This window comes from Streptomyces griseorubiginosus (assembly GCF_036345115.1).
Classification (GTDB): domain Bacteria; phylum Actinomycetota; class Actinomycetes; order Streptomycetales; family Streptomycetaceae; genus Streptomyces; species Streptomyces griseorubiginosus_C.
In genome coordinates, this window is record NZ_CP107766.1 from 4,975,564 (window position 1) to 4,994,729 (window position 19,166).

The following is a 19,166-nucleotide window of genomic DNA, read 5'->3' on the forward strand; positions in this document are numbered from 1 at the left end:
CAGGCCCCGCCCGTCACCCGACGAGCGGGGCCTGCCCCTGTCCGGGGCCGTCTAGGCTCTCTGTCATGCCCCCGGCCAGGAAGCGCGCACGCGCGTACGACTCCGTCAAGATCCGCAAGGCCGTGCAGGCCCAGCTCGGGAACGTGCAGGAGGCCGTGCGCACCCTGAGTCCCGAGCAACTGGCGCTCCCCACGCGGCTGGGCGGGTGGACCGTTCGGGAGTTGGTCGCGCACATCGGGATGGCGGTGACCGCCGTGCACCGGGCCCTGGACCGGCCCGCACCCGCGCGGCAGGACGCCGTGCTGCTCGACTGGCCCTTCGCCACCGCCGCCAGCTCCGCGGCCATCGACGACTTCACCCGCGGCCTCGCCGCACAGCACCCCGACCTCGACGCCTACCTCACCGACGTCGAGCGGACCCTGACCGGGCTGCTCGACGCGCACCCCGGCAGCCGGCTCCTGGAGACCAACGCCGGCGCGCTGCCCCTCGACGACTACCTGGTCACCCGGACCGTCGAACTCGTCGTCCACACCGACGACCTGAACGCGGCCGTCCCCGGCCTGGAGATCCCGTACGACCGACAGGCCCTCGCCGCCTGCACCCGGCTCCTCGCCGACGCCCTCGCCGCGAAGGCGCCCGGCGGTTCGACCGAGGTGCGGGTGCCGCCGTACGCCGTCGTGCAGTGCGTCGAGGGGCCCAAGCACACCCGGGGCACCCCGCCGAACGTCGTCGAGACCGACCCGCTGACCTGGCTCCGGCTCGCCACCGGACGGCTGACCTGGAAGGACGCCCTCGACGAGGCCAAGGTCAGTGCGAGCGGGGAGCGGGCGGACCTGGGCGGGCTGCTTCCGCTGATGGGCTGACAACCGCCAGGCGTCGCGCTGAACCCTTCTCCCGCCTCCTGCGTCCAAGAGTCATGAAGCGGACGACATACACCAAGTACGCCGCCGCAGCCCTGGCCGGGACCACCGTCCTGGCCGCCTGCGGCACCGAGTCGGTGGGGAGCCCGGCCGAGGACGTCTCGACCATCGCCGACACCTCCTGGGTGCCGCGGAAGGTCACCGTCGACGGCAAGGACTACGTCCTCCCCACGAAGGACGCTCGCAAGACGGCCCGCATCGTCTTCAAGCCCGACGCCGACGCCACCCGCGACGACGACGGCGGCGAGTCCGGCGGCTCGGTCGGCTGCAACAGCATCGGTGCCGACGCCCAGATCAACGGTGACACCGTGCGGATCACCGACCTGGTCCAGACGCTGATCGGCTGCCCCGACCCGCTCGGCGAGTTCGAGGCCCGGTTCGTCGACGTCTTCCAGGGCACCCACAGGGCCGAGGTCTCGGAACGGGACGGCGTCAGCACGCTGACCCTGACCACCCCCGGCGGCGACAGCATCACCTTCCGCGAGAAGGAGGCCCCCGCCGTGAAGGGCACCCGCTGGTCCCTCGGCGAGAACGCCTATCTCACCCTCACCAAGAAGGACACCGTCACCGGCAGCCTCGGCTGCAACACCTTCCACGGCAGGGCCGTCGTCAAGGACGGCACCATCGCCTTCGACCGCCTCTCGACCACGCGCATGATGTGCTCGGGCCCGGTGATGAAGACCGAGCGCCACCTCGCCGAAATCCTCTCCGGCAAGGTCTCCTACCAGCAGGAACGGGATTCCCTGAAGATCACGAACCCCTCCGTCGGCAGCGTCACGGCCCGCGCGGAGTAAGAAAGCCCACTCTCCGCGAATTCGGACCAGTGGTCGATCTCGCCTACACTCGGAGCCGTGCCACGTGGTGACGGTCGACTCAGTCATGATCTGCTCCCCGGCGAGAAAGGTCCTCAGGACGCCTGCGGCGTCTTCGGGGTCTGGGCTCCCGGTGAAGAGGTCGCCAAGCTCACTTACTTCGGGCTCTACGCCCTCCAGCATCGGGGTCAGGAATCCGCGGGAATCGCGGTCAGCAACGGCTCCCAGATCCTCGTCTTCAAGGACATGGGCCTCGTTTCCCAGGTCTTCGACGAGACCTCTCTCGGTTCGCTCCAGGGTCACATCGCGGTCGGTCACGCCCGCTACTCGACCACCGGGGCCTCCGTGTGGGAGAACGCCCAGCCGACGTTCCGCGCCACCGCGCACGGTTCCATCGCGCTCGGCCACAACGGCAACCTGGTCAACACGGCGCAGCTCGCCGAGATGGTCGCCGACCTGCCGAAGAAGGAGGGCGGCCGCACCCCGCGGGTGGCGGCCACCAACGACACCGACCTCCTGACGGCGCTGCTCGCCGCCCAGGAGGACGAGGACGGCAAGCCGCTGACCATCGAGGAGGCGGCCCACTCCGTCCTCCCGAAGGTGCGCGGCGCGTTCTCGCTCGTCTTCATGGACGAGCACACCCTCTACGCCGCCCGCGACCCGCAGGGCATCCGCCCGCTGGTCCTCGGCCGCCTGGAGCGCGGCTGGGTCGTCGCCTCCGAGTCCGCCGCCCTCGACATCTGCGGCGCCTCCTACGTCCGCGAGATCGAGCCGGGCGAGTTCGTCGCCATCGACGAGAACGGTCTGCGCACCTCCCGATTCGCGGAAGCGAAGCCCAAGGGCTGTGTCTTCGAGTACGTCTATCTGGCGCGCCCCGACACCGACATCGCCGGCCGGAACGTGTACCTCTCCCGCGTGGAGATGGGCCGCAAGCTCGCCAAGGAAGCGCCCGTCGAGGCCGACCTCGTCATAGCGACCCCGGAGTCCGGCACCCCGGCCGCCATCGGGTACGCGGAGGCGTCCGGCATCCCCTTCGGCGCGGGCCTGGTGAAGAACGCCTATGTGGGCCGTACGTTCATCCAGCCCTCGCAGACCATTCGCCAGCTCGGCATCCGCCTGAAGCTGAACCCGCTGAAGGAAGTCATCAAGGGCAAGCGGCTGGTCGTCGTCGACGACTCGATCGTGCGCGGCAACACCCAGCGCGCCCTGGTCCGCATGCTCCGCGAGGCGGGCGCCGCCGAGGTCCACATCCGGATCTCCTCGCCGCCCGTGAAGTGGCCCTGCTTCTTCGGCATCGACTTCGCCACCCGCGCGGAGCTCATCGCCAACGGCATGACGATCGACGAGATCGGCACCAGCCTGGGCGCCGACTCCCTCGCCTACATCTCCATCGACGGCATGATTGAGGCGACCACCATCGCCAAGCCGAACCTCTGCCGCGCCTGCTTCGACGGCGAGTACCCGATGGAGCTCCCGGACCCCGAGCTGCTCGGCAAGCAGCTCCTGGAGACCGAGCTGGCCGCAGGGCCCGCCGCCACGGCCGCGGCCGACGCGATCCGTCGCCCGTAGGCAGCCCGTCACACCTGCCGTACGACACGAAAGTTCTCATAGCCATGTCTGAGACAACTGGTGCCAGCTACGCAGCCGCGGGCGTCGACATCGAGGCGGGCGACCGCGCCGTAGAGCTCATGAAGGAGTGGGTGAAGAAGACCCAGCGCCCCGAGGTCCTCGGCGGCCTCGGCGGTTTCGCCGGCCTCTTCGACGCCTCCGCCCTCAAGCGCTACGAGCGTCCCCTGCTCGCCTCCGCCACCGACGGCGTCGGCACCAAGGTGGACATCGCGCGCCAGCTGGGCGTCTACGACACCATCGGCCACGACCTGGTCGCGATGGTCATGGACGACATCGTGGTGTGCGGTGCCGAGCCGCTGTTCATGACCGACTACATCTGCGTCGGCAAGGTCCACCCCGAGCGGGTCGCCGCGATCGTCAAGGGCATCGCGGAGGGCTGTGTGCTCGCCGGGTGCGCCCTGGTGGGCGGCGAGACGGCCGAGCACCCCGGTCTGCTGGGTCCGGACGACTTCGACGTCGCCGGGGCCGGTACGGGCGTCGTGGAGGCCGACCGGCTGCTGGGCGCGGATCGCATCCGTAAGGGTGACGCGGTCATCGCCATGGCGGCCTCGGGTCTTCACTCGAACGGGTACTCGCTTGTCCGGCATGTGCTCCTGAACCAGGCGGGCCTCGCCCTGGACGCCCGAATCGACGAGCTGGGCCGCACCCTCGGCGAGGAGCTCCTGGAGCCCACCAAGATCTACTCGCTGGACTGCCTGGCCCTGATCCGCACGGCCGAGGTGCACGCCTTCTCGCACGTGACCGGTGGTGGCCTCGCCGCCAACCTGGCCCGCGTGATCCCCGACGACCTGCACGCGATCGTGGACCGCACCACCTGGACCCCGGACCCGATCTTCGACCTCGTCGGCAGGACGGGTCAGGTCGAGCGCCTGGAGCTGGAGAAGACCCTGAACATGGGCGTCGGCATGATCGCGATCGTCCCCGAGGAGTCGGCGGACGTGGCGCTGGCGACCCTGGCCGACCGCGGGGTGGAGTCCTGGATCGCGGGTGAGATCACCGACCGCGGCGACAAGGAGACCGGCGCGGAGCTGGTGGGTGACTACAGCGCCTGACGGGCAGCGCAAAACCCGGTCCGGTGGTGTGGACCACTCGGACCGGGTCAAGCACAGCTAGAGCGTCAAGCGCCGCGGCGGTGTTGGGACGTGGGACCGGACTCGTCGTCCTCGTCCTCGTCGTCGTTGTAGAGATCCGCGTACTGGGCGTACGGGTCGTCTTCCTCGTCGTCGTCCTCGAACGGCTCGCCATTCGGCGGCTGGCTCGAAGTCGAAGCGCCCAGCTCATTGGCCAGACGCGACAGGTCAGTCCCGCCGCTGCTGTACTTCAGCTGGCGGGCGACCTTCGTCTGCTTGGCCTTTGCCCGGCCGCGCCCCATGGCTCGACCCCCTCGGATACGGGGCTCGGTGGCCCCAGAGTCTTGACACGCGTTCATGATCTGGAACGGACTCTCCACAGAGAGACCGGTCCGTAGGGCTTCCACGGTACCTGAGCCCACGCCCATACGGTACGTCGCCCGCAGCACGGGCCCTGCACCGGCACCCGCGGGGAGCCCCGTCCCCGCTGGTCAACCGCGATTTTAACCACTTCTTCGCGGCCGACCCGCCGACGAACGTGAGAGTTCTCTCTAAGTGTGCGCCGACGGGTACCGGTCAAACATCAGTGCGCCCGGTTCACGACCGCTTCACGGCCGCCTCGTGCATGCGCTGCTCGGCGATCCGGTCGGCCGCCGCGGCCGGCGGAATCCCGTCTTCCTTCGCACGTGCGAATATGGCCAGCGTCGTGTCGTAGATCTTCGCCGCCTTCGCCTTGCAGCGCTCGAAGTCGAACCCGTGCAGCTCGTCGGCGACCTGGATGACCCCGCCGGCGTTCACCACGTAGTCCGGCGCGTAGAGGATCCCGCGGTCGGCGAGGTCCTTCTCGACGCCCGGGTGCTCGAGCTGGTTGTTGGCGGCGCCGCAGACGATCCGCGCGGTCAGCGCGGGCACGGTGTCGTCGTTGAGGGCGCCCCCGAGCGCGCAGGGGGCGTAGATGTCGAGGCCCTCGGCGCGGATGAGGGTCGCGGTGTCGGCGACGGCGGTCACGCCCGTCGGGTGCGCCGCGAGGATCCGCCCCACGGCCTCCTCGCGCACGTCCGTGATCACGACCTCGGCGCCCTCGCGGCGCAGGTGCTCGACGAGGTGGTGCCCGACCTTGCCGACACCGGCGATGCCGACCTTGCGGCCGCGCAGCGACGGGTCGCCCCACAGGTGCGCGGCGCTGGCCCGCATGCCCTGGTAGACGCCGAAGGCGGTGAGGACGGAGGAGTCGCCGGCGCCGCCGTTCTCGGGGGAGCGGCCGGTGGTCCAGCGGCATTCCCGGGCGACGACGTCCATGTCGGCGACGTAGGTGCCGACGTCGCAGGCGGTGACGTAGCGACCGCCGAGGGAGGCGACGAAGCGGCCGTAGGCGAGGAGCAGTTCCTCGCTCTTGTCGCGCTCCGGGTCCCCGATGATCACGGCTTTGCCGCCGCCGTGGTCGAGCCCGGCCATGGCGTTCTTGTACGACATCCCGCGCGCGAGGTTCAGCGCGTCGGCGACGGCCTCCGCCTCGGTGGCGTACGGGTAGAAGCGGGTCCCGCCGAGTGCGGGGCCCAGCGCGGTGGAGTGGAGGGCGATGACGGCCTTGAGGCCGCTCCTGCGGTCCTGGCAGAGCACGACCTGCTCATGGCCGCCCTGGTCCGAGTGGAACAGGGTGTGCAGCACATCAGCAGCGGCGCCGGTTACGTCGGTCACTGTGGTGACTCCTGGGTAAGGGTCGGCGATCTGGCGCAGGCTTCCCGTACGGGTGGCGGGGCCTGTGAGCACGAGATTAGAGCGTGTGACGCCCCGAGAGCGTGCAGTGCTCAGGATCACCTTCCCGTGACCTGCCGGCGTGCGACGATTTGCATAGTTTTCCCGCACGTTTGTGTGCGGGTTTCGCAGGTTTTCCCGGCAGGCGGCGGGGGAGAGAGCAGGCGTGCCCAAGGTGTCCTCGGTGATCGTCCCGTACGCGACCTATCTGCGCGTGTACGAACCGCTGGCCGCCTTCCCCGAACCCGAGCGCACCCACTGGACCCGCTACGCCCGCCGCCGGGACCGTCCGTCGTACCAGGACGAACTGCGCCGCTCGCTGGCCGACCTGCTGCCCACCCCGCCGGTCCCGGTGCCGGTGCACGAGAGCAGCGACGCCTTCGTGCTCGAGGTGGACGGCGTGGTGTGCGTGTGCCCCTGGCGCACCCGGCTGCGCGGCTGGCTGGCCCTGGAGGAGCTCGGTGAGGAGCTGCCGGGGCCGGTCCTGGACGCGGTGCTGCCCGAGGTCGTACGGCACCAGACCGCCCAGGACTACGAGCGCTGGCTCGCCCGCAACCCGGACGCGAGGCCGTGGATCCGTACGGCGACCTGGCAGGTGCCGCTGAACTGGTTCGTGCTCGTCTCGGACGAGGAGCGGCGGTTCGACAAGGGGTCCGGCGAGGTGCCGCCCATGCTGCGCTACCGCACGCCCATGGTGCAGGCCCGGCGGCGCGTGGCGCGGGCGCTGCGGGCGCTCAAGGACGCCGTCGACGAGGGACCGCTCATCGACGGCCTGATCGACGTGGGGCGCTGGCTGGAGGAGTTCCACCCGCGCTCGCTGGTCGAGCTCGACTACGGCGGGCTCGTGCACGTGCTGCCGGCGGGCGAGCTGGAGGACGACCACTCGGCGGCCGATGTGGCCGAGGGCATCGAGGCGCTGCGGCACGGTGACGGGGCCGCCGCGGGCGAGGCCTACGGGCGGCTCGTGGAGCGCTGGCGGGGCGTCAGGGACCGGCGCTCGGCGAACTGACGTTTGACGTGACGCCCGTTTTGGGGTTTCGTCCTCGCTCAAGGTGTCACGAGGTTTCGCTGATGTCCCATCACAAGGGGCAAGCGTGACGGACCGCACGTATCCGGCTCTTGCGCCTCTTGCCCCTCCTCATGCCAAAATAGGACAAGGGGCCCGGGGGAGGTTCCGCTTTGGGGGGTCTGGTGACTCCTGATCGCCCTGTGACTGATCGTCACAGTGGCGTGACTGTCCGCTATGGCATGGTCCATCGGCTTCCGTCGCCGATGAACGTCTGGGGGGCAAATCCATAGGTTTGGCCTACGCGGCTGGACAGATGGTGTAGTTGTAGTGCCGAGGACAAGCCGTTCGTCCTATAACCGACTCGACTCGCGTCCGCCATTTCGGGCAACGCGGGTCAAGGTGCAGAATTTAGAGGAAAGAACCGAGAAGGTTCGGTTCTCCCGAGGAGGCCGCTCATGACCGCTCGCACCCCTGATGCCGAGCCGCTGCTGACCCCGGCTGAGGTCGCCACGATGTTCCGCGTGGACCCGAAGACGGTCACGCGGTGGGCGAAGGCCGGCAAGCTCACGTCGATCCGTACGCTCGGCGGGCACCGCCGTTACCGCGAGGCCGAGGTCCGCGCTCTGCTCGCGGGCATTCCGCAGCAGCGCAGCGAGGCCTGAACAACTCAATAACCGGACAAACCGGCCTGCCCCCCAGCTGGCTGCGGCGTCCGAACCTCAGCTCCAAGCGACGCGGGTCCTGCCCCAACAGGGCCCATTCTCAACCTCGTCGTCGATCGCGCTGGACTCCGCCGAGTCCAGCGCGATCTTTTTTGTGCCCGCGCTGTGGGGGGTCGGCGGCCCTGTGAGTGGGCTTGTCGGAGTCTGGGGAGGGGTGTCGGATCTCCTGTGCGGAGGGGGCCTGGACAGGTCGGATCAGTAGTGCAATTGCACATATTAAATTGACCTGTTGTAGGGGAGGGGTAAGTTCCACGGTTTCAAAAACTCATGCGGTGACTCCCGTCACATGCCAGAGTCCTTGTTGCCGTTGGGACTTGTGCGCTAGAGGAGGTCATGCCGGGGAGGGGGTCTCGTCCTCCGCCGACTCCTCCGGGGGTGCGACGGCTCCGGCTCGGGGTGCGGTGTCCATCGCCAGGCGCAGGAGGCGGTGGCAGATCGGGCAGTGCCGGGTCAGATGTCGATAGGACGACGCGGCCGACAGGTGCGCGCGGAGCAGGGCCCGCGTCTCGTGCCTGACCGATGCCGCCATACGCCACCTCCGGGCTCCGTTGGGAACGGGGGCCTGGTTTCTGGGTACCGGGGTCTTGAGACGCCGTCAAGATGGCGTGGCGCTCCGCGGGGGGACCGCGCTTGCCCTGAACGCCGCCTGTGCCGCACCCGGCGCCGCGGTGGCCGTCCTGGGGGCTGCCGCCCCCAGCCCCCCGCTTCGGCCCTGAAGGGGCCTCGTCCTCAAACGCCGGACGGGCTGGGACACCTGGACCGGCGCCGACATACGAAGAAGGCCCGCGCCCCGTTCCCGGGGTGCGGGCCTGACTTCCTTCTGCGGTCCTGACGGGATTTGCTGTGTCTGATTGCGGCTCCGCCGCGGGCGCGGCCTCCACCTTGACAGGGTGGCGAGCGACGATGGTGATGGTGGCATGAAGAAGGCCCGCGCCCCGTTCCCGGGATGCGGGCCTGACTTCCTTCTGCGGTCCTGACGGGATTTGCTGTGTCTGATTGCGGCTCCGCCGCGGGCGCGGCCTCCACCTTGACAGGGTGGCGAGCGACGATGGTGATGGTGGCATGAAGAAGGCCCGCGCCCCGTTCCCGGGGTGCGGGCCTGACTTCCTTCTGCGGTCCTGACGGGATTTGCTGTGTCTGATTGCGGCTCCGCCGCGGGCGCGGCCTCCACCTTGACAGGGTGGCGAGCGACGATGGTGATGGTGGCATGAAGAAGGCCCGCGCCCCGTTCCCGGGATGCGGGCCTGACTTCCTTCTGCGGTCCTGACGGGATTTGAACCCGCGGCCTCCACCTTGACAGGGTGGCGAGCACTCCAAACTGCTCCACAGGACCAGGTTTCGCGGCGCTTATTGGTGCGTTGCGCTGCGAGAAGGACTGTACAGGAGCGGGCGGGTCCTGGTCGAACTCACTCACAGTGGCCGCGTGATCACGGTGCCAGCTGGTCGATCGTCTTCACGATCCGTTTGTCGGAGATCGGGTACGCCGTGCCCAGCGCATGGGCGAAGTAACTGACCCTCAGCTCCTCGATCATCCAGCGGACGTCCAGGACCTGCTGGGGCACGGGCCGGCCCTGCGGGAGTTGTTCCAGGAGCCAGGCGTACTCGTCCTGCATCTCGTGGACCTTCTCCATACGGGTCGTGTCCCGCTGGACGTTCGTCGGCATCTGCTGGAGGCGCCGGTCCGCCGCGACCAGGTAGCGCATCAGGTCGGGCAGGCGCCGCAGGCCCGTCTCCGTCACGAACCCCGGCTTCACCAGCGCGTCCAACTGCTTCCGCACGTCCGCCAGGTTCGCCAGCAGCGCCGGGCTCCGGACGGCCTTCAGGCGCCGCTCACACGCCTGCCAGGCGGCCAGCACCTGCTGCACCTGGCCCACCGTACGGACCGTCGTGTCGACGATCTCCGCGCGCACCTTGTCGTACAGCTTCCGGTACGACTCCTCGTCCCACGCCGGCCCCCCGAAGTCCCCGATCAGCTTGTCCGCGGCCGCGGTCGCGCAGTCGTCGAACAGGGACTGGATGGAGCCGTGCGGGTTCGCCGACAGGGCGAGCTTCTGGGGGTTCGTCAGCTTCTCGGACGCGAACTTCGCCGGGTTCACCGGGATGTTGCGCACGATCAGCCGCCGGGTGCCCTTCCACATCGCCTCGGCCTGCTCGGCCTCGGTGTCGAAGAGGCGGACGGAGACGGTGTCGCCGTCGTCCACCAGCGCCGGGTACGCCTTCACCGGCTGCCCGGCCCGGCGGGTCTCGAAGACCCGGGTGAGAGAGCCGATCGTCCAGTCCGTCAGGCCCTTGCGCTCCAGGGACTCGCCGCCCTCGCGGGACGCGGTCGCGGCGGCCGCCTGGGAGAGCGCCTGGCGTGCCTTCGGCTTCAGCTGGAGCCGAAGCGCCTCCAGGTCCTTGTCCTCCGCCAGCTTGCGCCGCCGCTCGTCCACGATCCGGAAGGTGATCCGGAGGTGGTCGGGGATCCGGGACTGGTCGAAGTCGTCCGCGTCGAAGGGCACGCCGACCATGCGCTTGAGCTCGCGGGCCATGGTGACCGTCAAGGGCTCCTGCAACGGCACCGCCGTGTCCAGGAAACGCTTCGCGAAGTTCGGCGCCGGCACGTAGTTGCGGCGGATCGGCTTGGGGAGGGAACGGATCAGCTCCGTCACCAACTCCTCGCGCAGGCCCGGGATCTGCCAGTCGAAGCCCTCGTCCTTCACCTGGTTCAGGACCTGGAGCGGGATGTGGACCGTCACACCGTCCGCGTCCGCGCCCGGCTCGAACTGGTACGTCACCCGGAACTTCAGCGGCCCCTGCCGCCAGGAGTCGGGGTAGTCGGCCTTCGTGACCGCCTCCGCCGACTCCCGGATGAGCATCTCCCGCTCGAAGTCCAGGAACTCGGGCTCCTCGTGCCGCTTGCGCTTCCACCAGGAGTCGAAGTGGGCGCCGGAGACGACGTGTTCGGGCACCCGCTGGTCGTAGAAGTCGAAGAGGGTGTCGTCGTCGACCACGATGTCCCGGCGCCGGGCGCGGTGTTCGAGCTCCTCGACCTCGCTCAGCAGCTTGCGGTTGTCGGCGAAGAACTTGTGGTGGGTGCGCCAGTCGCCCTCGACGAGGGCGTTGCGGATGAAAAGCTCGCGGCTCGACTCCGGGTCGATCCGGCCGTAGTTCACCTTCCGCTGGGCGACGATCGGCACGCCGTACAGCGTGACCTTCTCGTACGCCATCACCGCGGCCTGGTCCTTCTCCCAGTGCGGTTCGGAGTACGTCCGCTTCAGCAGGTGCTCGGCGAGCGGCTCGACCCACTCGGGCTCGATCTTGGCGTTGACGCGGGCCCAGAGCCGCGAGGTCTCCACCAGCTCCGCCGACATGACGAACCGCGGCTGCTTCTTGAAGAGGGACGAACCCGGGAAGATCGCGAACTTGGCGTTGCGGGCGCCCAGGTACTCGTTCTTGTTGCCGTCCTTCACGTCCTTCATCCCGATGTGGGAGAGGAGGCCGGCGAGGAGGGAGACGTGGACGGACTGGTCGGCCGCGTCCTCCTCGTTGAGGTGGATGCCCATCTGCTTGGCGACCGTGCGCAGTTGGGTGTAGATGTCCTGCCACTCGCGGATGCGCAGGAAGTTCAGGTACTCCTGCTTGCACATCCGGCGGAAGGACGACGAACCCCGCTCCTTCTGCTGCTCGCGGACGTACCGCCACAGGTTCAGGTACGCGAGGAAGTCGCTGGTCTCGTCCTTGAAGCGGGCGTGCTGCTGGTCGGCCTGGGTCTGCTTGTCGGCCGGGCGTTCGCGCGGGTCCTGGATGGAGAGCGCGGCGGCTATGACCATGACCTCGCGGACACAGCCGTTCTTGTCGGCCTCCAGGACCATGCGCGCCAGGCGCGGGTCGACCGGCAGCTGGGCGAGCTTGCGGCCGGTCTGGGTGAGCCGCTTGCGTACGTCCTTCTCCGACGGATCCAACGCGCCCAGTTCCTGGAGGAGTTGGACGCCGTCGCGGATGTTGCGGTGGTCCGGCGGGTCGATGAAGGGGAACTTCTCGATGTCGCCGAGGCCGGCCGCGGTCATCTGGAGGATGACGGAGGCGAGGTTGGTCCGCAGGATCTCCGCGTCCGTGAACTCCGGGCGGGCCTCGAAGTCCTCCTCGCTGTAGAGGCGGATGCAGATGCCGTCCGAGGTACGGCCGCAGCGGCCCTTGCGCTGGTTGGCGCTGGCCTGCGAGATCGCCTCGATCGGCAGCCGCTGGACCTTGGTGCGGTGGCTGTAGCGGCTGATGCGGGCGAAGCCGGGGTCGATGACGTACTTGATGCCCGGGACGGTGAGGGAGGTCTCGGCCACGTTGGTCGCCAGAACGATCCTGCGCCCGGTGTGCGGCTGGAACACGCGGTGCTGCTCGGCGTGCGAGAGCCGGGCGTAAAGGGGCAGGACCTCGGTGAAGCGGTAGTTCTTCTTCACCAGCGCGTCCGCCGTGTCCCGGATCTCCCGCTCACCCGACAGGAAGACCAGGATGTCGCCCTTGCCCTCGCCCTGGAGCTCCTCGACCGCGTCGCAGATCGCGGTGATCTGGTCGCGGTCGGAGTCCTCCGAGTCCTCTTCGAGGAGGGGCCGGTAGCGGACCTCCACCGGGTACGTCCGGCCGCTGACCTCGACGATCGGGGCGTCCCCGAAGTGCCGGGAGAACCGCTCGGGGTCGATGGTCGCCGAGGTGATGACGACCTTCAGGTCGGGGCGCTTCGGCAGCAGCTGGGCCAGGTACCCCAGCAGGAAGTCGATGTTGAGGGACCGCTCGTGGGCCTCGTCGATGATGATCGTGTCGTAGGCGCGCAGCTCGCGGTCGGTCTGGATCTCGGCGAGCAGGATGCCGTCCGTCATCAGCTTCACGAAGGTCGCGTCCTGGTTCACCTGGTCGGTGAACCGCACCTTCCAGCCGACGGCCTCGCCGAGCGGGGTGTCCAGCTCCTCGGCGACCCGCTCGGCGACCGTGCGGGCCGCGATCCGGCGGGGCTGGGTGTGCCCGATCATGCCCTTGACGCCCCGGCCGAGCTCCAGGCAGATCTTCGGGATCTGGGTGGTCTTGCCGGACCCGGTCTCACCGGCCACGATCACGACCTGGTGATCACGGATGGCGGCCGCGATCTCGTCCTTCTTCTGGCTGACCGGGAGCTGCTCGGGGTAGGTCACGGCGGGCACCCGGGCACGGCGCGCGTGCACCCGTTCCTCGCCCTTGCCGACCTCGGCCTCGATCTCGGCCAGCACGGCGGCGCGCGCCTCCGGCTTGCGGATCCGGCGCGCGCCTTCGAGCCTGCGCCCGAGCCGTTGCGCGTCACGCAGGGTCAGCTCGGTCAGGCGGGCGGCGAGATCCCCGAAGCCGGGGGTGCCGGGGGCGGGGGCAGGGTGCGTAGACATACGCGATCCAGGATCTCATCCCCGGGAAATTGGTGGCGAACGGTTTTGTCCCGGGCGGTGGCGCTCGGGGTCAGGGGGTCCGCTGGGCCGGGGCGGCGGCCGCGGGAGCCGCAGGCGCGGAGGTCGGTGCGGCCGGGGTGCGCTCACGCCCCTCGCCGAGGGCGATGGACCGCGCGGTGTTGGAGACGGCCTTGATGCCCAGATAGGCGGTGGTCATGCTGCTGACCGCGGTGAAGGCGGCGGTGAGGACGCCGACGATCACCGCCTTGTCGCCGTCGAGCCGCCAGACCCCGACGACCGCCACCCCGGCGATCGCGAGATTGCTGGCCAGTACGGCGAACAGCCCGTACCGCGCCCGGGCCAGCTCCAGACCGTCGTCCTGCTTCATCGTCCCCGCCCCTTGCGCCCTCGGCCACGGCAGATACAACAAGACCCCGATCCGGAGATCGGGGTCTGTGCTGTGGCTGGGGCCGGGGTCGAACCGGCGACCTACCGCTTTTCAGGCGGTCGCTCGTACCAACTGAGCTACCCAGCCGAGAGGCTTCTCGCGAAACCTCAGCGGTCCTGACGGGATTTGAACCCGCGGCCTCCACCTTGACAGGGTGGCGAGCACTCCAAACTGCTCCACAGGACCAAGCGTTGTGCACGAACAGTGTCGCACACGGTGTTGCGTGCCCCCAACGGGATTCGAACCCGTGCTACCGCCTTGAAAGGGCGGCGTCCTAGGCCGCTAGACGATGAGGGCTATCGGCCCGCCTGGGCGCTTCTCAGCGCGTCGGGGACGTGAGAAGCATATGGGATGCCGGGAGGTATCGCCAAAACGGTTTAAGGGCTGCCGCTGGGTGATGCAGAGGGGGAGCCGGTGGGCGAGCCCGTGGGGGAGGGCGTGGGTGAGGGCGTGGCCCCCGGCTGGTTGGTGTCCGGGAGGTGCCGGCTGACCTCCGCCGTCGTGAGGCCGAGGCCGCCGAGCTTGATCTCGTCCCAGGCCTGGAGGCGGCGGGTGTCGCGGTCCAGGTAGAGGATCGAGGCCTCGATGGGGTCGGGGTACTTGCCCTCGACGGCCCGCAGACCGCTGCCGCCCGTCGAGCCCTCGACGCGCAGCCGGGTGCCCTTCTTCATGACCTCCATCTCCTGGTGGTGGAGGTGGCCGGACAGGATCATCGGGACCTCGCCGTCGACCTCGCGGGCGGCCGAGGGCTCGTGCGCGATCGCGATGTCGACCGGGGTCCCGGCGGCCCGCTGCGCACGCAGGGCCGCGGCCAGGCGGGCGCCCGCCGCCTCCTGGGACTCGTCGGCGCCCGGGTCGGTGGAGCGGTCGGGGGTGAACTGGGGGTCGCCCATGCCGGCGAAGCGCAGCCCGGCGATGGTCTCCGCCTTGCCGTTGTCGAGGACGTGGACCCGCTTGAGGCCCTCCATATAACGCTGGGTGGTGAGGGAGTCGTGGTTGCCGCGCACCCAGACGTAGGGCGCCCCGAGGTCCGGGATCGGGTCGAGGAAGCCGTTCTCCGCCGCCGTACCGTGATCCATGGTGTCGCCGGAGTCGACGATCACGTTGACCTTGTACTGCTCCACCAGCGAGGCGATGATCTTCCAGCTCGCCGGGTTGAGGTGGATGTCGGAGACGTGCAGGACCCGGATGGTGGTGGGGTCCGGCTGGTAGGCGGGGAGCGTGGACGTGACGTCGTAGAGCTTCGTCACGTTGGTCACCAGGCGGGCCAACTCCTTCTGGTAGACGTCGAATTCGGTGACGATGTTGCGGGCGTTGCCGACCAGGGACGGGGCCGAGGAGAGCAGTCCTGAGAACTTGGGCTCCAGGACGGACTCCGGGTTCCAGGTGGCGTACGCGGTGCCGCCCGAGGCCGCCAGGAGGGTGAGGGCGAGGCCGCCGGCGGCGAGGGCGCGGCGGGGGCGGCGGTAGACGGCGAGGCCGAGGGCGGTGGCGCCCGACACCACGGCTACGCAGGAGCGGACCGCGAGGTCGAGGGTGCCGTGCTCGACGTCCGAGGCGACCTCGTCCTGGAGGCCGGAGAGCCGTTCGGGGTGGTCGACGAGGGCCTGGGAGCGCTCCGGGTCGAGCTGGTCGACGTTGACGTCGAGGCGGACCGGCGCGTGGTGGCTGTTCAGCTGGAGGGCGCCGAGCGGGGACACGTTGATCTTCGTGCCGCCGGACAGGGACGGGCGCAGGGTCATCGTCGTGTTCATGGGCCCGACGGGCACCCGTACGTTGCCGACGATCAGCAGGCCGAGCCAGGCGCCCATGAGGACGACGGCGACGAGACCGAGGGCTCGGGTCCAGGGATGAGCCGGATGGACCAGTTCGACGGACGGGTGGGAGCGGCGCCCGGCGTAGTGCCGGGTGAGGGCGTGCGGTGACTTCTGAAGGGCGGACAGGATCTTCCGGGCGGCGGCGGGGACGCGGGCCATTGGTCCCGTATGCCCAAGTCCGCGCGTGGATATGCGGGCGTGCTCATGACTCTCGTACGGCGGGGTCGTACCGGAGAATGGGGTTGTGCTGGAGATGACGCGCGAGGAGTTCGAGGAACTGGTCGCCGAGGCGCTGGACCGGATTCCGCCGGAGTTGACGCGGCTGATGGACAACGTCGCGGTGTTCGTCGAGGACGAACCGCCGGCGGACGATCCCGAGCTGCTCGGGCTGTACGAGGGCACTCCGCTGACCGACCGGGGCGAGTGGTACGCCGGGGTGCTGCCGGACCGCATCACGATCTACCGGGGGCCGACGCTCAGGATGTGCGAGTCGCGGGACGACGTGGTCGCGGAGACCGAGGTGACGGTGGTGCACGAGATCGCCCATCACTTCGGGATCGACGACGCGCGGCTGCATGCACTCGGGTACGGATAGCCGGTTCGCGTGTCCTCTTGTGGGCGGCGGGAGTTGGGCAGGTTGACTCCTTGACGACCGCCCTCGGAGGTGGCTGCTCGTGCGCCCCTTGTACGTACCCGTCCGTCTGGCCGCCACGGTCATGGCCGTCGCCGCCGCAGCGGGCTGCATGAGCGTGGGCGGGGACGACGGAGGCGGCAGCGCCAAGCCGTCGCACTCCGCCGGTGAGCGGGGCGGCTCCGGGTCCGGCGGGGGCTCGGTGGACTCCGGCGGGTCCGTGGGGCTCGGCGGGGCGGCCGCGGACGGCAAGCACGGGAAGCGCAAGGGCAAGCACGGCGAGGAGTCGGCGTCCCCGTCGGCGTCCGCCTCGGCGAGTGGGTCCGCCTCCGCGGGGGCGAAGCCGGGGGTCTCGGTGAAGCCGGCGCCGTCGGCGACGAAGGCCGACCCGGTGCCCACGCGCACCCCCGACCCGGAACCGCCGGCGTCGAGCGAGCCGCCCGCCTCCCCCACGCCGTCGCCGCCGCCCGCGGAGCCGTCGTCGTCCGCGCAGCCCGAGACGGGGCCGCAGTTGAGCCAGCGCGAACCGGCGCCGACGGCCGGGTCGCCGGTGTGACGGTGAAAGGCGCCCGAGTGACCTCGGATACATACGAGGAGTTCGGTTTGCCTTGGGGGGTGCCGGGTGCGTATGGTTATAGATCGTTTGATCATTTGCCCGGCGCCAAGACAGAAGAGCGCCGTGTGGCGCGTTCTCTCCCTTGCCGTGGCTGACCGCATAGAGGCGGTCGTATTGCGAATCACGGAGTTGACGGGCGCGTGCCGACGAGACTCCGGAAGGTTTCGCTTACGCATGTCCATTTCCAGTACTGATCACGTCGTCGTGCCCGAGAACGAGGGCACCGAAGTCGCCGTGGAAGCTCCCGAGGTCACCTTCTCGGACCTCGGTCTCCCCGAGGGCGTCGTGCGCAAGCTCGCGCAGAACGGCGTGACCACCCCCTTCCCGATCCAGGCCGCGACCATCCCGGACGCCCTGGCCGGCAAGGACATCCTCGGCCGTGGCCGCACCGGCTCCGGCAAGACCCTCTCCTTCGGTCTGCCGACCCTGGCGCGTCTCGCCGGCGGCCGCACCGAGAAGCACAAGCCGCGCGCCGTCATCCTCACCCCGACCCGTGAGCTCGCGATGCAGGTCGCGGACGCCCTCCAGCCCTACGGCGACGTCCTCGGCCTCAAGATGAAGGTCGTCTGCGGCGGTACGTCGATGGGCAACCAGATCTACGCCCTGGAGCGCGGCGTCGACATCCTCGTCGCCACCCCGGGCCGCCTGCGCGACATCATCAACCGCGGCGCCTGCTCCCTGGAGAACGTCGAGGTCGCCGTCCTCGACGAGGCCGACCAGATGTCCGACCTGGGCTTCCTGCCCGAGGTCACCGAGCTGCTCGACCAGGTCCCGGCCGGCGGCCAGCGGATGCTGTTCTCGGCCACGATGGAGAACGAGATCTCCACCCTGGTCAAGCGCTACCTGAGCAACCCGGTCACGCACGAGGTCGACAGCGCCCAGGGCAACGTCACGACCATGTCGCACCACATCCTGATCGTGAAGCCCAAGGACAAGGCGCCGGTCACCGCGGCCATCGCCTCCCGCAAGGGCCGCACCATCATCTTCGTCCGCACCCAGCTGGGCGCGGACCGCATCGCCGAGCAGCTGCGCGAGGCCGGTGTGAAGGCCGACGCGCTGCACGGCGGCATGACCCAGGGCGCGCGCACCCGCACGCTGGCCGACTTCAAGGACGGTTACGTCAACGCGCTGGTCGCGACCGACGTCGCCGCCCGCGGTATCCACGTCGACGGCATCGACCTGGTCCTGAACGTGGACCCGGCCGGCGACCACAAGGACTACCTGCACCGTGCGGGCCGTACCGCTCGCGCGGGCCGTACCGGCACGGTCGTCTCCCTCTCCCTCCCGCACCAGCGCCGGCAGATCTTCCGGCTGATGGAGGACGCGGGCGTCGACGCCGGGCGTCACATCATCAACTCCGGTACGGCCTTCGAGCCCGAGGTCGCCGAGATCACCGGCGCCCGTTCGATGACCGAGGTCCAGTCCGAGTCCGCGGCCAACGCGGCTCAGCAGGCCGAGCGCGAGGTCGCCCAGCTCACCAAGGAGCTGGAGCGGGCGCAGCGCCGCGCGACCGAGCTGCGCGAGGAGGCCGACCGCCTGGTCGCCCGCGCCGCCCGTGAGCGTGGCGAGGACCCGGAGACCGCGGTCGCCGCGGCCGCCGAGGCGGTCGTGACCCAGGAGGCGGAGGCCCGCGCCGAGGCCGTGGCCGCCGAGCAGTCCGCCGAGCGTCCCGCCTACGAGCAGCCGCGTCAGCGCCGTGACGAGCGGGGCAACTACGAGCGTCGGGACGACCGTGGTGGTCGTTCGTTCGAGCGTCGTGACAACGACCGCGGTGGCTTCCGTCGCGACGACCGTCGGGACGGCGAGCGCGGTGGCTTCCGTCGGGACAACGACCGTCGGGACGACCGCGGTGGGCGTTCCTTCGAGCGCCGTGACGACCGTGGCGGCTTCAACCGCGACCGTCGTGACAACGACCGTGGTGGCTTCCGCCGTGACGACCGTCGCGACGACCGCGGTGGCCGTTCCTTCGAGCGCCGCGACGACCGTGGCGGCTTCCGCCGGGACAACGACCGTCGGGACAACGACCGTGGCGGTTTCCGCCGTGACAACGACCGTCCGGCCGGCCGTTCCTTCGAGCGCCGGGACGAGCGGAGCGGCCACCGTGGCAGCGACCGTCCGTTCAACCGTGACCGTCAGGGTGACCGCCCGGGCTTCCGCGCCGGCGGCCACGACCGCCCGAGCCACGACCGCCCCTACGGCCGCCGTGACGACCACCGCGGCACCGGCACCGGTTCCTTCGGCCGCCGCGACGACAAGCCGCGCTGGAAGCGCAACGGCTGATACAGCGTGAACTGAGAAGGGCCCGTACGACTTCGGTCGTACGGGCCCTTTTCGCATGCGCAATCGACTA

15 protein-coding genes and 4 tRNA genes are annotated in these 19,166 nt (G+C 69.9%); 9 read left to right on the top strand and 10 right to left on the bottom strand.

The genetic code is table 11. The features are described from left to right. Window positions 1-65 precede the first annotated feature (65 nt). Genes OHN19_RS22455 through purM form a run of 4 tightly spaced genes read left to right on the top strand, consistent with a single transcriptional unit; the run spans window position 66 to window position 4,413 of the window. Complete coding sequence (locus OHN19_RS22455; RefSeq protein ID WP_330265904.1) at window positions 66-863, top strand: maleylpyruvate isomerase family mycothiol-dependent enzyme; 798 nt, start codon at window positions 66-68, stop codon at window positions 861-863. A 53-nt stretch (window positions 864-916) separates the two neighbouring features. Further along, window positions 917-1,714, top strand: a complete 798-nt coding sequence (locus OHN19_RS22460) for an META domain-containing protein (RefSeq protein WP_330265905.1) — start codon at window positions 917-919, stop codon at window positions 1,712-1,714. Window positions 1,715-1,771: 57 nt separating this feature from the next. Then, the gene (gene purF, locus OHN19_RS22465) at window positions 1,772-3,301 is read left to right on the top strand and encodes an amidophosphoribosyltransferase (protein ID WP_030319192.1); all 1,530 of its coding nucleotides are present in this window, start codon (window positions 1,772-1,774) and stop codon (window positions 3,299-3,301) included. A gap of 44 nt (window positions 3,302-3,345) precedes the next feature. Beyond that, window positions 3,346-4,413: a phosphoribosylformylglycinamidine cyclo-ligase gene (gene purM / locus OHN19_RS22470; protein WP_330265906.1), complete on the top strand. Its 1,068-nt coding sequence runs from the start codon at window positions 3,346-3,348 to the stop codon at window positions 4,411-4,413. A gap of 65 nt (window positions 4,414-4,478) precedes the next feature. Here the strand turns inward: purM and OHN19_RS22475 are convergent, their stop codons facing one another. Both OHN19_RS22475 and OHN19_RS22480 read right to left on the bottom strand, forming a co-directional pair. Further along, window positions 4,479-4,733 carry a DUF3073 domain-containing protein gene (locus OHN19_RS22475; protein WP_164434362.1) on the bottom strand — a complete coding sequence of 85 codons (255 nt, stop codon included), beginning with the start codon at window positions 4,731-4,733 and terminating at the stop codon, window positions 4,479-4,481. 295 nt (window positions 4,734-5,028) lie between these two features. Continuing rightward, complete coding sequence (locus OHN19_RS22480; protein ID WP_330265907.1) at window positions 5,029-6,129, bottom strand: Leu/Phe/Val dehydrogenase; 1,101 nt, start codon at window positions 6,127-6,129, stop codon at window positions 5,029-5,031. 223 nt (window positions 6,130-6,352) lie between these two features. On the opposite strand from OHN19_RS22480, the gene OHN19_RS22485 reads away from it, so the two are divergent. Both OHN19_RS22485 and bldC read left to right on the top strand, forming a co-directional pair. Further along, window positions 6,353-7,195, top strand: a complete 843-nt coding sequence (locus OHN19_RS22485; protein WP_330265908.1) for a hypothetical protein — start codon at window positions 6,353-6,355, stop codon at window positions 7,193-7,195. 455 nt (window positions 7,196-7,650) lie between these two features. Beyond that, window positions 7,651-7,857 carry a developmental transcriptional regulator BldC gene (bldC, locus tag OHN19_RS22490; RefSeq protein ID WP_003949541.1) on the top strand — a complete coding sequence of 69 codons (207 nt, stop codon included), beginning with the start codon at window positions 7,651-7,653 and terminating at the stop codon, window positions 7,855-7,857. 391 nt (window positions 7,858-8,248) lie between these two features. Here the strand turns inward: bldC and OHN19_RS22495 are convergent, their stop codons facing one another. From OHN19_RS22495 to OHN19_RS22530, 8 genes are all read right to left on the bottom strand, one after another. Beyond that, on the bottom strand, window positions 8,249-8,446 hold the full coding sequence (locus OHN19_RS22495) for a DUF6274 family protein (protein WP_330265909.1): 198 nt from the start codon (window positions 8,444-8,446) through the stop codon (window positions 8,249-8,251). Between the two features lie 729 nt (window positions 8,447-9,175). Beyond that, window positions 9,176-9,250 (bottom strand) — tRNA-Asp (locus OHN19_RS22500). A 94-nt stretch (window positions 9,251-9,344) separates the two neighbouring features. Further along, window positions 9,345-13,304, bottom strand: a complete 3,960-nt coding sequence (gene hrpA / locus OHN19_RS22505) for an ATP-dependent RNA helicase HrpA (protein WP_330265910.1) — start codon at window positions 13,302-13,304, stop codon at window positions 9,345-9,347. Window positions 13,305-13,374: 70 nt separating this feature from the next. Next, complete coding sequence (locus OHN19_RS22510) at window positions 13,375-13,692, bottom strand: hypothetical protein (protein ID WP_330265911.1); 318 nt, start codon at window positions 13,690-13,692, stop codon at window positions 13,375-13,377. Between the two features lie 73 nt (window positions 13,693-13,765). Continuing rightward, window positions 13,766-13,839, bottom strand: a tRNA-Phe gene (locus OHN19_RS22515). 24 nt (window positions 13,840-13,863) lie between these two features. Beyond that, a tRNA-Asp gene (locus OHN19_RS22520) sits at window positions 13,864-13,938 on the bottom strand. Between the two features lie 38 nt (window positions 13,939-13,976). After that, window positions 13,977-14,049, bottom strand: a tRNA-Glu gene (locus OHN19_RS22525). Window positions 14,050-14,129: 80 nt separating this feature from the next. Next, complete coding sequence (locus OHN19_RS22530) at window positions 14,130-15,728, bottom strand: metallophosphoesterase (RefSeq protein WP_330265912.1); 1,599 nt, start codon at window positions 15,726-15,728, stop codon at window positions 14,130-14,132. A gap of 85 nt (window positions 15,729-15,813) precedes the next feature. Here OHN19_RS22530 and OHN19_RS22535 point away from each other — a divergent pair, with 85 nt between their 5' ends. The 3 genes from OHN19_RS22535 (at window position 15,814) to OHN19_RS22545 (ending at window position 19,096) form a co-directional block, all read left to right on the top strand. Next, window positions 15,814-16,164: a metallopeptidase family protein gene (locus OHN19_RS22535; protein WP_123761739.1), complete on the top strand. Its 351-nt coding sequence runs from the start codon at window positions 15,814-15,816 to the stop codon at window positions 16,162-16,164. Window positions 16,165-16,243: 79 nt separating this feature from the next. Then, complete coding sequence (locus tag OHN19_RS22540; RefSeq protein ID WP_330265913.1) at window positions 16,244-16,756, top strand: hypothetical protein; 513 nt, start codon at window positions 16,244-16,246, stop codon at window positions 16,754-16,756. 234 nt (window positions 16,757-16,990) lie between these two features. Then, window positions 16,991-19,096: a DEAD/DEAH box helicase gene (locus OHN19_RS22545; protein ID WP_330265914.1), complete on the top strand. Its 2,106-nt coding sequence runs from the start codon at window positions 16,991-16,993 to the stop codon at window positions 19,094-19,096. Window positions 19,097-19,166: the final 70 nt, after the last annotated feature.